The sequence below is a fragment of the Humibacter sp. genome (assembly GCF_051954055.1).
In the GTDB taxonomy this organism is placed as follows: Bacteria; Actinomycetota; Actinomycetes; order Actinomycetales; family Microbacteriaceae; genus Humibacter.
Genome location: NZ_JBQCIE010000053.1, coordinates 25,363 through 37,225, shown reverse-complemented (window position 1 = coordinate 37,225; position 11,863 = coordinate 25,363). Strand labels below are relative to the sequence as shown.

At 66.7% G+C, this 11,863-nt stretch carries 14 protein-coding genes; 10 read left to right on the top strand and 4 right to left on the bottom strand.

The window, feature by feature from the left end; genetic code table 11:
* The coding region (locus ACTHNC_RS06895) for a hypothetical protein (protein ID WP_440293857.1) at positions 1 to 287 on the top strand (287 nt) is incomplete at its 5' end.
* Between the two features lie 63 nt (positions 288 to 350).
* Here ACTHNC_RS06895 and ACTHNC_RS06890 read toward each other — a convergent pair.
* Entirely contained in the window at positions 351 to 1,520 is a 1,170-nt protein-coding gene (locus tag ACTHNC_RS06890) for a tyrosine-type recombinase/integrase (RefSeq protein ID WP_440293856.1), read from the bottom strand.
* 266 nt (positions 1,521 to 1,786) lie between these two features.
* On the opposite strand from ACTHNC_RS06890, the gene ACTHNC_RS06885 reads away from it, so the two are divergent.
* From ACTHNC_RS06885 to ACTHNC_RS06870, 4 genes are read left to right on the top strand one after another with little or no spacing between them, the layout of a single operon-like run.
* Entirely contained in the window at positions 1,787 to 3,139 is a 1,353-nt protein-coding gene (locus tag ACTHNC_RS06885) for a cytochrome P450 (RefSeq protein ID WP_440293855.1), read from the top strand.
* A gap of 34 nt (positions 3,140 to 3,173) precedes the next feature.
* The gene (locus ACTHNC_RS06880; RefSeq protein ID WP_440293854.1) at positions 3,174 to 4,718 is read left to right on the top strand and encodes an FAD-dependent monooxygenase; all 1,545 of its coding nucleotides are present in this window, start codon (positions 3,174 to 3,176) and stop codon (positions 4,716 to 4,718) included.
* Positions 4,719 to 4,738: 20 nt separating this feature from the next.
* Entirely contained in the window at positions 4,739 to 5,347 is a 609-nt protein-coding gene (locus ACTHNC_RS06875; RefSeq protein WP_440293853.1) for a PadR family transcriptional regulator, read from the top strand.
* 46 nt (positions 5,348 to 5,393) lie between these two features.
* Entirely contained in the window at positions 5,394 to 5,813 is a 420-nt protein-coding gene (locus ACTHNC_RS06870) for an NUDIX hydrolase (protein ID WP_440293852.1), read from the top strand.
* A gap of 7 nt (positions 5,814 to 5,820) precedes the next feature.
* Here the strand turns inward: ACTHNC_RS06870 and ACTHNC_RS06865 are convergent, their stop codons facing one another.
* Entirely contained in the window at positions 5,821 to 6,330 is a 510-nt protein-coding gene (locus tag ACTHNC_RS06865; RefSeq protein WP_440293851.1) for a DNA helicase, read from the bottom strand.
* Between the two features lie 98 nt (positions 6,331 to 6,428).
* On the opposite strand from ACTHNC_RS06865, the gene ACTHNC_RS06860 reads away from it, so the two are divergent.
* Positions 6,429 to 6,968 carry a peptidylprolyl isomerase gene (locus ACTHNC_RS06860; RefSeq protein WP_440293850.1) on the top strand — a complete coding sequence of 180 codons (540 nt, stop codon included), beginning with the start codon at positions 6,429 to 6,431 and terminating at the stop codon, positions 6,966 to 6,968.
* Between the two features lie 195 nt (positions 6,969 to 7,163).
* Complete coding sequence (locus ACTHNC_RS06855; protein WP_440293849.1) at positions 7,164 to 7,907, top strand: rhomboid family intramembrane serine protease; 744 nt, start codon at positions 7,164 to 7,166, stop codon at positions 7,905 to 7,907.
* Positions 7,908 to 7,999: 92 nt separating this feature from the next.
* Here ACTHNC_RS06855 and ACTHNC_RS06850 read toward each other — a convergent pair whose 3' ends face one another.
* On the bottom strand, positions 8,000 to 8,248 hold the full coding sequence (locus tag ACTHNC_RS06850) for a cell division protein CrgA (protein ID WP_440293848.1): 249 nt from the start codon (positions 8,246 to 8,248) through the stop codon (positions 8,000 to 8,002).
* A 105-nt stretch (positions 8,249 to 8,353) separates the two neighbouring features.
* Between ACTHNC_RS06850 and ACTHNC_RS06845 the strand changes: the two genes are divergently transcribed.
* The 3 genes from ACTHNC_RS06845 to ACTHNC_RS06835 are packed head-to-tail and all read left to right on the top strand — an operon-like array spanning position 8,354 to position 9,971.
* Positions 8,354 to 9,175 (top strand): class E sortase, encoded by an 822-nt coding sequence (locus ACTHNC_RS06845; RefSeq protein ID WP_440293847.1) that lies wholly within the window; start codon positions 8,354 to 8,356, stop codon positions 9,173 to 9,175.
* On the top strand, positions 9,175 to 9,336 hold the full coding sequence (locus ACTHNC_RS06840; RefSeq protein ID WP_440293846.1) for a hypothetical protein: 162 nt from the start codon (positions 9,175 to 9,177) through the stop codon (positions 9,334 to 9,336). Before ACTHNC_RS06845 ends, ACTHNC_RS06840 begins: the two co-directional genes overlap by 1 nt.
* Entirely contained in the window at positions 9,333 to 9,971 is a 639-nt protein-coding gene (locus ACTHNC_RS06835) for an anthranilate synthase component II (protein WP_440293845.1), read from the top strand. Before ACTHNC_RS06840 ends, ACTHNC_RS06835 begins: the two co-directional genes overlap by 4 nt.
* A 162-nt stretch (positions 9,972 to 10,133) precedes the next feature.
* Here ACTHNC_RS06835 and pknB read toward each other — a convergent pair whose 3' ends face one another.
* Positions 10,134 to 11,861 (bottom strand): Stk1 family PASTA domain-containing Ser/Thr kinase, encoded by a 1,728-nt coding sequence (gene pknB, locus ACTHNC_RS06830; RefSeq protein ID WP_440293844.1) that lies wholly within the window; start codon positions 11,859 to 11,861, stop codon positions 10,134 to 10,136.
* Positions 11,862 to 11,863 lie beyond the last annotated feature (2 nt).

Sequence of the window (11,863 nt, the reverse complement as noted above, 5' to 3'; positions counted from 1 at the left end):
CCCGTGACGGCGGGACACCAGCTGCCGCCCCGGTCGTACTCCTTTGGGGGTCGGTCATGAGCGGGCAGGCAGGGGAGCCGAAGGACCGGCCGATCACGGCGGTGGCAATGGATCACAACACCGCCGCGGAAGCGCTCGGGCTCAGTCCCACTCGGCTCCGCCAGCATGTGAGGCTCGGGGATGTGACACCGCACTTCTCCGGCACCAAGCCGCTCTACCTCGTCACCGACCTCGAGCGCTTCGTCGAGCGGTTGCCGACCAGGCCCGAGCACCTGCCGCATCTTTGAACACTCGAGCCTAGGCTGCCGACGGACCGGGATGCCTTGCCCGGGTCCGTCGGCAGCTTGCCTTTAGCTTCGAAGCCATTCCGCGAGGGTGTCGACTGCGTGACGGCCTTCGGCGGTGAGAGCGTGCCGATACGGGTCGGACGCTTGCGTGGAGTTATGCCCGCTGACTCCGGCGTACGCGGCATGAGGGATCCCAGCATGCTCAGCCAAGGTCGTGTAGGAGTGCCGCAGCCAGTGCGTGCTCGCAGTGGGCCGGTCAATGCCCGCCCGCCGCAGCGCCGCCCGTAGTGCGGCGTTGTCCTCGGAGTTGGTCAACGGGACGCCGTCGGGTCGGTGCCACACCAGGCCGTGCGGGTTCGTCTCGTCTGCAGCCAGGTGCGCTCGGAGCTGATCAATCAGTTCCGGCCGAAGCGGGACTTCCCGGGCGATCTGGTTCTTCGGTCGGACCAGAACATGCCGACCCTCCAATCGCTCGAACTCCAGATCACTGGCCAGGTCGAACTCCCGAAGTGGGCAGGTGCCGGCGCTCCGGCGGCCACACGGGTACGCGGGACGGCCTTTATCGTCCTTTCTTCCTGTGGGGCTACCGCAGCCGTGCCGGAACACCGCATCAGTGCGTTCCCAGCTCACCCACGCACGCGCGTTCTCGAAGTCGAGTTCTTTGATGCGTAATCCGAGCGCTTCCCCGGAACGCATGCCGGTGAGCAGGCTCAACGTCCACCGGGGATCCTCTAGCTCGAGCAGGGCGCGGGCTTCCTCCCGAGTCAGGGATCCTTTCGCTTTGCCCGCCTTGGTCCGCTTCGGTGGCATCAACGAGGCGACGTTCTCGCCGATCATTCTCTCCCGGCGGCACCACTCCAACACGGACACGGCCACTCGGTGCGCGGCCGCCACGTTCGAGTCACCTCCGCCACGGGCCCGAATCGCCGAATGCATCCGCCGGATATCTCCCGGCGTCAGATCCGCAGCGACCTTTCGACCCAAAGCAGGAATCACGTTCACCCGCAGTTGCGACCGGTAGTTGCTGAATGTCTTCGGCCGGGTGGACTGCGCAACCTCTTCCAACCATGCCGCGGCGGCGTCTTCGAAGCGGGTTGCGCGGTCCAGCACCCTGCCGAGGCTGTCTCGCTCACGCTTCATTCGTGCGAGCTTGGCTTGTACTTCCGACTTCGTCTTTCCCTGCACGGCACGCTGCTTGCGACGGCCGTCGTCGGTGAAGCCGACGTCGATCACACCTCGCCACACCGGGCGTCCTTGGTGCATCGTCTCATATAGCGCTCCATCGCCATGCGAACGTGATTTGGGCACGAGTAGAGAGTCTCACATCTATACACATTGGTATACACATCGCTGTGTTGCGGTGTGTCACGGTGTCCCGAAAATCCGCGAAATACCGGGGACACTCGGAGTCATCGATAGGTGCAAAATGCTACTTCCGCCAATTTGCAAGCAGGAAGTCAGGAGTTCGATTCTCCTAGGCTCCACACCTGTAGTCGTTCATGCAGCTTCCGCCACAACGGTTCGTGCAACCCCTGTCCGACGGGGCGGTCGACGTGTCGACGGTGCTGATGACCGCAGCGGATGCCATTCCCACCCTTCCCGGTTTCGACAGCACGCTCGCGTTGCTCGCCGAGGGCTACACGTTCGCTTCACGGCGCTGCAGGCGCCTGGGTGCCGATGCCTTCCACACACGGCTCGGCGGAAGACCGGTGACCTTCATGCTGGGCACGGACGCGTCGCACTTCTTCTGGTCGGGAGGTCGATTCGATCGGCACTGGGCGATACCGCCCACCGCAACGCATCTCTTGCAGGATGCGGGCAGCTCGCAGACTCTGGAGGGCGCGGAGCACCGGCACCGCAAGCGCATGTTCCTCGAGCTGCTCGAGCCGCCGGAGCGAGGCAGGATGCAGTCGATCTTCCGGACAGAATGGGACACCGCCGTCGACCGATGGTGTTCCGCCGAGAGCATCGTGCTGCTCGACGAGCTTCAGCGTGTGCTCACGCGGACCGCTCTGCGCTGGGCCGGGTTCGAACTCGTGGCTGCCGATCCCGCGCTTCGGGCGTTCCAGTTCGGCACGCTCGTGGAGAATGCCGGACGATTCGGCCCGCGCAACTGGGCGGCTCAGCTCGTGCGCAGAAGCGCCGAACGCTGGGGGAACGAGGTGATCCGAGGGGTGCGAAACGGCGAGATCGCGGTGGACGAGACGTCCGCTATCGCTCGCGTCGCCACTCACACCGACCTCGAAGGCCGAATGCTCCCCATCGATGTGGCGACGGTGGAGCTTCTGAACATTCTTCGCCCCGTAGTGGCGATCGCGCGGTTCATCGTGTTCGCTGCGCTGTGCCTGCACGCTGTGCCTCGCTGGCGAGCGACATTCGCCGACGGTGACGAGAGCGACCTCACGAACTTCGTCAATGAGGTGCGCCGCCACGCGCCATTCTTTCCGCTGATGGGCGTACGAGCCCGCAGGGCCGTCGACTGGCGAGGGAACGCATTCTCACGTGGCGATTGGGTGCTGCTCGACCTGTATGGCACGAACCATGATCCGCGCCTCTGGCCCGAACCGAATCGCTTCCGTCCCGAGCGTTTCCGAGACTGGCAGGGCGACCCCTACTCGCTCATCCCGCAGGGCGGTGGTCACTATCTCGAAGATCACCGCTGTGCCGGTGAACCCGTGACCATCGAGCTCATGCGCACGGCCGTCCGCGCCCTCACACGACGGATCGGGTACGAGGTGCCGCCACAAGACCTCCGAGTGAGCCTCCGGCACTTCCCGGCGGGACCGGCGAGTGGCCTGCGCATCAGTCACATCAGCGCAGGCCGCGGCGACTGGAGTCAGGAGCCGGACTAGTCATGCTCGCACTAGTGATGTTATAACTATCATCATGAACGAGCAGATGAACATTGAAGTGGATGCCGCGACCACGCACACGCCCGTGCTGATCGTCGGCGGCGGGTACGCTGGCACGGCCGCGGCGCTCTTCCTTGCGCAGAACGGAGTGCGGGCCATCGCGGTGGATCGCCACGACGGGCCGAGCGTGCAAGGACGGGCGCGGGGCGTGAACCAACGGACGATGGAGTTGTACCGCACGCTCGGCATCCACAAGGAGGTGGAGGCCTTGTCAGCACCGTTCGCCGGTGATGCAGGCGTCGCTCGCTGTGCGACGCTCGCCGGCGCATGGGACTGGCTGTTCGACCCCGAGCCCGACTCGCGTCTGGCCACGGTCAGCCCCTCGACATTCGTGATGGCGGACCAGAACACGGTCGAGCCGGTGCTGACCCGCCGAGCACGCGAACTCGGTGCCATCATCGAGCGAGGCACCGTCGCCGAGCACATCGAGGTCGGCGAGAACGGTGCGACGGCAACCCTACGAAGGCTGGATGACGGCACGTCACGGCGAGTGCGGTGCGACTATCTCATCGCCGCGGACGGATATGCGAGCGGGATCCGCGACCTGCTGGGTATCCGTCGAGTCGGGACGACCGCCGTACAGGACTGGGTGAGCATCGTCTTCGACGCCGACCTGGACGACCTCGTCGAGAGACGCGCCCTGTTCTGGATCGTGCTCAACGAGGAACTGGGTTTCGCGTCGCTGACGACAACGGCTCGTCCCGGGCGGTGGAGCATCGGCGTGACGTACGACCCCGCGACCACTCCGCTGTCGTCCTTCGACGCGGAGAAGTGCGCCGCCATCATCCGTGCCGCCCTCGGCGATCCCGAACGAGAGGTCGGCATCGTCGACGTGACCCCGTGGCAGCAGGCCGTCGGCGTGGCGGACCGATACCGACAGGGATGTGCGTTCCTCGTCGGCGACGCAGCGCACGTTTGGCCGCCGGCGGGCGCGATGGGAGCGAACTCCGGCATCCAGGACGCGCACAACCTGGCGTGGAAACTCGCCGCGGTGCTGGATGGGCGCGCGGACCCGGGCCTTCTGGACACGTACGAGGACGAGCGCCGGCCGGTCGCCCTCGCGCTGGCCGATCTCACGGTCCGGCGGCAGGCTGCTCGATTCGGCGGCGGACTCGATGACGATGTCGACGACATCGTGTGCACCTTCGGTCAGCGGTACCGGTCGGCTGCGATTCTCGGCGGGGCAGCGGAGGTTCCCTTCGCCGGTGCTGTTGCGGACGTCGCCGAACCAGGCGCCCGGATGCCCCACCGCTGGATCGACGAGGAGCAGCGCACGAGCATCCTCGATCTGACGGGCAGTAGATTCGTACTTGCCACGGTCGCCGATACCGACGAGTTGGAACCAGCCATGGGTCCGCACGATGTCTTGGTGCAGCGGGTGGGCCGCGATGTTCTTCCGGCGGATGCCGTCGTCGCCCTGATCCGACCCGACGGGTATGTGGCCTGGCTGGCGGACGAAGCACAGGCCGACGCGGAGTCCGTCCGGAAGGCCGTGGAGCGGGTGATGAGCATCCGCTGAGGCGAGGCGAGGAGAGCAGCATGGCAGGTGTCGATGAGGCGGGAACGCGTACCGCGTCTCTGCGTCCCTCCGGCCTGGGCCTGATCGTGCTGGCCATGCTGCTCGAAGAGCCGATGCACGTCTATCGGATGCAGAAGCTGATCAGGGATCGCGGCAAGGACAAGGTCGTGAACGTGCGGCAGCGCACGAGCCTGCACCAGACCATCGCCCGGCTCGCAGACAACGGCCTGGTCGAGCAGATCGAACAACCCGAAACGGCCGACAACTACCCGGAGCGACGCGTCTACGCCATCACCGAGGAGGGTCGGCGTGCCGCCGTCGACTGGCTGTCCGCTCTGATCACCGGCACCCCCGACGAGTTCCCGCGATTCCCTGCAGCGCTCTCGGTGCTGACGATGGTCAGCCCCGAGACGGCAACCCGCCTGATCTCGCAGAGGTCGGTGGCGATCGACGCGGAACGAGAGGCGCAGCGCTCGCAGTTGTCGAGGGCGACGGTCGACCGCGTCTACCTGCTGGAGGACGAGTATCGAATCCGGATGCTCGACGCCGAAGCTGCGTGGCTGGCCGAGGTGCTCACGGACATCCGCAACGGCGCGCTTCAGTGGACGGCACCGCCGGCCGCGGAATAGAAGGCCGCGGCACAGCCGTCGGATTCAGCGGACGTAGGGTGTCTGCATGGACATCCGGGTCGCCGCGTATGCCGTCATCGCCGACGGCTCCCGGGTGCTGCTCGCGCACTGGAACGAGCACGGGCGAAGCGGCTGGACGCTCCCGGGCGGCGGACTCGAGGCCGGAGAGGACCCGGCGGATGCCGCCGTGCGCGAGGTGCGCGAGGAGACCGGGTACGACGCTGAGCTCGACGAGCTGATCGGCGTGCACTCGCACGTCATCCCCGAGGACCAGCGCAACTCGGGTCTCGGCGCGCTTCAGGCGCTGCGCATCGTGTACCGCGCTCACGTGGTCGCGGGCATGCTCACCAACGAGGCGGATGGCTCAACCGACGAGGCGCGCTGGTTCCGGCTCGACGAGATCCCGGCGTTGCGAAAGGTCTCGCTCGTCGAGATCGGTCTTCGCTTCGCCGGGCTGATCGAGTGACGGGAAGCTACTCGACGATGGGCGGCTCGGTGGAGTCGTCTTCGGCGACCCACAGCTCGTCGTCTGCGCGGAAGGTCTGCCACACGGCATAGACGACGCCGATCAGTGCGGCGGCGCCGAGGGCGAGCGCGAGGTAGGTCCCGAATCCCGGGCCAGACTTCGCCGGCTTGGTGAGTTCGCGCTTCGCGCCCTGCAGGCGCTTCACGGCAGCCTGAACCCTGGTGTCGTGCGCGACATCCGCGACGCTCAGGGCGGTTCCGAGAACCGTACCGACGGCCGGGATGACGGTGTTGCCGATCACGTCGCCCGCCGCACGCGTGACCGGACGCACGTACTGGTCGTAACCCTCGCGAACACGAGGGGCCACCTCTTCACGGGTGTAGTTCGCGGCTTGCTGGCCGGCCTTCTGAGCCACCGAGTTCGCGCGGCCCAACACCTCCTGCTGCGCGTCCCAGAGATCGAGGGCTTCAGCGCGAAGCCGGTTGAGTTCCTTCTGGCGCTTGCGTGACAGACTCACGGTTCCTCCACCCGGTCGTACTTGCAGTTCCTCCATCTTGCCACCGAAACCCTCGGCGGCCAGGGGGTGGACACAACCGCTATGCAAGAATTGGGCGCATGTCGAAGCACACCGCGGTGGCCACTCTGCACACCAACTACGGCGACATCGCCGTCAATCTGTACGGCAACCACGCACCGAAGACGGTGCGCAACTTCGTCGGTCTCGCCACCGGCGAGCAGGAGTGGACGGATCCCAGCACGGGCGAGTCGCGGTCGGACAACCTCTATGACGGCGTCATCTTCCACCGCATCATCCCCGGCTTCATGATTCAGGGCGGCGACCCGCTCGGTACCGGTACCGGCGGCCCCGGCTACCGCTTCGACGACGAGATCAGCCCCGACCTCGACTTCACGCAGCCGTACATGCTCGCCATGGCCAACGCGGGCATCCAGGGCGGCCGCGGCACCAACGGCTCGCAGTTCTTCATCACCGTCGGACCGACCACATGGCTCCAGGGCAAGCACACCATCTTCGGCGAGGTGGCCGACGACGATTCCCGGCGCATCGTCGACAAGCTCGCCGGTGTTCCCACGGATGCCCGCGATCGTCCGTTGGACGACGTTGTGATCGAGTCGATCACCGTCGAGCAGGCGTAGGCCGCCCGCGCCCGCCCGCAACCAACCTTCGCCGAGCACAGCGTGTCGCAACCGACCTCACCAGGAGAGCCGTCTGCGCTCGCCTGCTACCGGCATCCGAACCGGCCCACCTACGTGCGCTGCCAGCGCTGCGGGCGCGCCATCTGTGGCGAATGCCAGACCCCGGCGCCGGTCGGGTTCATCTGCCCGGAGTGCATGAGGCAGCAGCGTGCGACGGCACCCCGGACCAAGTCGGCGTTCCTCACCCGGTTCACGGGTCCGAGGCAGCCGACCGTCACGTACGTCATCATCGGTATCTGCATCCTGGTGTTCATCGCGCAGTGGGTGACGGGGCTGGGCAACGGGCCGGTGACGTCGTCCCTCTGGTACGCCGGGATCTACGGATACCCGAACGGCGCGGTCGTGCAGACCTCCCAGGGCGCTGTGCTCGCCTCGTTCGAGCCGTGGCGCATGATCACGACGGCGTTCGTGCACGCCAACATTCTGCACATCGCGCTCAACATGTACACGCTGTGGATCTTCGGCATCGTGCTCGAGCCGATGCTCGGCCGTGTGCGATACGGCGTGCTCTTCGTGCTGAGCGCCATCGCCGGGTCGGTCGGTGTCTACCTGCTCGACTCTCCGGTGCAGCCGGTGGTCGGCGCATCCGGCGCGATCTTCGGCATGATGGCGGCGTTGCTGATCATCCAGCGCCACCTGGGTGGGCCGATCACCCAGCTGCTGGTGCTCGTCGGCATCAACCTCGTGATCAGCTTTCTGCCCGGGTTCAGCATCGCCTGGCAGGCGCACGTCGGCGGCCTCGTCGGCGGAGCGCTGGTCGGGCTCATCTACACGCAGACGAGGGCGCGTTCGCGGCGTGCGCTTCAGGTGGTTCTGCTCATCGTGCTGGCCGTGCTCCTGGTGCTCGTCGGAAGCTGGCACGTGTTCGCGGGCGCGTGATGCTCCACCTTTGCACGGGAGTTATCCACAGGCTTACCCACAGGGGGATAATTACACCGGTGTAATCAAACGACCGTCTAGAGGCGATTGCGTCAGCGCCACCGGGTCGTCATCAGGAAGCCCACGAATGCGATGGCGAAGCCGATGAGGATGTTCCAGGCGCCCAGCTGCGGGATCGGGTACTGGCTGCCACTGACGTAGAACACCACGATCCAGAGCAAGCCGATGATCATGAAGCCGAGCATGACCGGCAGGAACCATACCGGGTTCGGTGCGTCGTCGTTCGACCGGGCTTCGTTGGCCGGTCGGGAGGAACGCTTGGTGCGGGTCTTGGAAGCCATAGTGCCGCTATCTTACCGGGGAGACGATCGGGATTCCGGTGAGCGGGAAATGACGGTGAGTACTTCTCGGTCCGAGCAGAGCGCGCGCCATTAGAATCCCGACTCGTGACCGACCGCGAGGACTCCGCCGGGCGCAGGCATCCTGCGACCAGGGCGAAGCCACGTCACAAGGTGTCGGTCGTCGGAGTGATCGGCGAGCTGCTCGTCACCGCCGGCGTGCTCGTGCTGCTCTTCATCGGATGGCAGACCTGGTGGCAGTCGAGCGTGCTCGCCGCGCAGCAGAACAGCGCTGCTGCGCAGCAGAGCAAGAAGTTCCTCGACGAGGCGAAGGATGCTCCGACTCCCACGCCGACCCCGGTCGCGACCCCGACTAACACGGCAGGCGGCACGAAGACCATCGACTACGGCCCACCACCGGTGATGAAGGCGCCCGGCGCTGCACAACCGTTCGCCGTCATCTACGTGCCGCGGTTCGGAGCCGACTGGAAGCGGACCATCCGCGAGACCGTCGACGTCGAGTCGGTTCTGAACAGTTACGACGCCGGCGTAGGACACTACCCGGGAACGGCGATGCCCGGCGAGGTCGGCAATTTCGCCATCGCCGCGCACGACACCGGGTACGGCAACACGTTCATCGACGTGTCGAAGCTGCAGGTCGGCGATGCCATCTACATCCAGACCAAGGACGGCTACTACACGTACCGGTTCCGCAACCTGGAGTACATCCCGCCGACCGCCATCCAGGTGCTGTACTCGGTGCCGCAGGTGAAGGGTGCGCAGGCATCCGATCGCTACATCACGATGACGACGTGCAACCCGCCGTATCACGCGCAGGAGCGCATCGCGGCGTTCGGCCTCTTCGAATCGTGGCAGCCGCCCTCCGCGGGGCCGCCGGCGGCGATCGCATCCGAAGTGGGAGGCGGCTGATGTACGGCGCACTGTGGCGTGTTCTGCCCGGGCCGGTCTGGGTGCGCATCCTCATTCTGGTGGTTCTGGCGGCGGTCGTGCTCTATTGCCTGGTCACGTGGGTCTTCCCGTGGGTCGATAGTCTTTTGCAGGGCAATGAAGAAGGGACGGTTGCGACATGACCCGAGTGCTCGTGATCGACAACTACGACAGTTTCGTCTACACGCTGAACGGATATCTGCGCGAACTGGGTGCGCAGACCGACGTGGTGCGCAATGACGCCATTCGCTCGGAAGACGTGCAGCAGGCGCTGGAGGACTACGACGCCGTGCTGCTGTCGCCCGGGCCCGGAACGCCGGCGGACGCTGGCGTGTCCATCGACGCAGTGAAGGCGGCACTGGCATCCGGAATCCCGCTGCTGGGCGTGTGCCTCGGCCACCAGGCAATCGCCGAGGCGTTCGGAGCAACGGTGACCACCGCCGAGGAGCTGATGCACGGCAAGACATCGGTCGTGGAGCACGACGGATCCTCGTTCTATGACGGCGTGCGGCAGGGCTTCACGGCAACGCGCTACCACTCGCTCGCCGTCGTCGACGACACGGTCCCCGAGCAGCTCATCGTGACCGCACGCACTCCGGGCGGCGTGATCATGGGGCTTCGCCACCGCGACGCCCCGATCTTCGGTGTGCAGTTCCATCCCGAGTCGGTGCTCACCCAGGACGGCTACCGGATGCTCGGCAACTGGCTGGCCGTCGCGGGCCTCGAGTCCGCGACGGAGCGCGCCCGCACCCTGGACCCTCTGCTGGCCGCCGGCTGACGCCGGCCGCGAGCCTACGTAAGGCCCGGCCTGTCGTAGGCGGCCGAGCCAGGGACAAGCCGCGCGGCGGCCAACGTAGGACGCTCTGCAAGGCGGCGGCGTGTACGGCGCCGCACGCAACCACAGCACGGCCAACCGCGGTACGCCGGAGGCACACAAAACTCACCCAGTGCAGTACGTGAACTTGATCGTCGAGCCCTGGGCGACAGGGCCGGGGGCCTGGTCCTGGTGGTTGACGGGAGCGCCGGTCTGCGTCTTGCACGAAGGATCGGCCTCGGCGTCGGGTACGAGCCCGAGCTTGGGATCCTGCAGGATGGCCGTCGCCTGCTGCACGCTCTTGCCCGTCAGGTCGGGCAGCGTCACCTGCCCGTTGGACACTACGAAGTTGATCGTGTCGCCGTCGTGGGCCGTCGAACCGACCGCGGGATCGGTGCTGATCACCACGTTCGCCGGCACGGTGGCAGAGTTCTGCTGCGTGATCTGCCCCATCTTGAAGCCGAGGTCTTGGAGCTCCTTCTGGGCGTCCGCGATCGACTTGCCTGCGACATCCGTTGGCACCTGCACGGGCTTCGCCCCGCTGGAGACGTAGACCGTCACGCTGTCGCCCTTGCTGGCGATGACGCCTGAGCTGGGGTTGGTGCCGATGACCTTGCCCTTCGGCACGGTCGTGCTGGACTCGTCGCTGAACGTGGGGTCGAGTTTGACCTTGCGGAGGGCATCCGTCGCCTCCTTGACCGTCATTCCGGCCACCACCGGCACCTTGGCCGCGTTATCGGCGAGGTGCTGCGTCGGGGTCTGGTTGAAGACCCAGAGCAGGAGCGCCGCGATGATGACGGCGACGCTGAGCACCCCGGCCCAGATCCACAGCACCGGTGGCCGACTCTGGGTGCGCACCACCTGGTCGTCGTCGGCCAGTTGACGCAGCGCCGCCTCGGTCGGGGTCGGGCTCGTGACGGTCTCGCCGAAGAGTGCCGCGTCGAACGCGTCGCCGCGCTTCTTGTGCACCGGTACCTTGCCGGATGCCGCGAGCTCGAGGTCGTCCCGGAACTCCGCAGCGCTCTGGTAGCGCTGGAAGCGGTCCTTCGCGAGCGCGCGCATGACGACCATGTCGTATGCCGGCGACACCTTGGGGTTCACGCTGCTCGGCTTGACCGGCTGTTCGCTCACGTGCTGGTAGGCGACAGCGACGGCGGTGTCCCCGCGGAACGGCGGGCGACCGGCGAGCATCTCGAAGAGCACCACCCCCGTCGAGTACAGGTCGGTGCGGGCATCCACCGTCTCGCCCTTCGCCTGCTCGGGCGAGAAGTAGCTGGCGGTGCCGAGGATGGCCGTGGTCTGGGCGACCGTGGCCGATGAGTCGCTGATGGCCCTGGCGATGCCGAAGTCCATCACCTTCACCTGGCCGGCACGGGTGACCATGATGTTGCCGGGCTTGATGTCGCGGTGCACGACGCCTGCGCGGTGCGAGTACTCGAGCGCGGTGAGGAGCCCGGATGCGATGCGCGCCGCCTCCGCCGGGTCGAGCGGGCCGTTGCGAAGGATGTCGCGCAGCAGCACGCCGTCGACGTACTCCATCACGATGAACGGCGCCTGCACCTCGTTGCCCATCGAGTCGCGCACGGTCTCTTCACCGGCGTCGAACACGCGGACGATCGTCGGATGCGCCATGCGCGCCGCGGCCTGCGCCTCCTGCCGGAAACGGGTGCGGAACGCCGGGTCCGTCGCCAGTGAAGGCTTCAGGAGCTTGATCGCGACCGTGCGCCCCAAACGGATGTCGACACCCTTGTGCACGTCGGCCATGCCGCCACGGCCGATGAGCTCGCCCACACGGTATCGCCCCGCAAGCATGCGGGGTTCGTCCGTGGCGGGGTACTCGACGTCAGGCAACACTG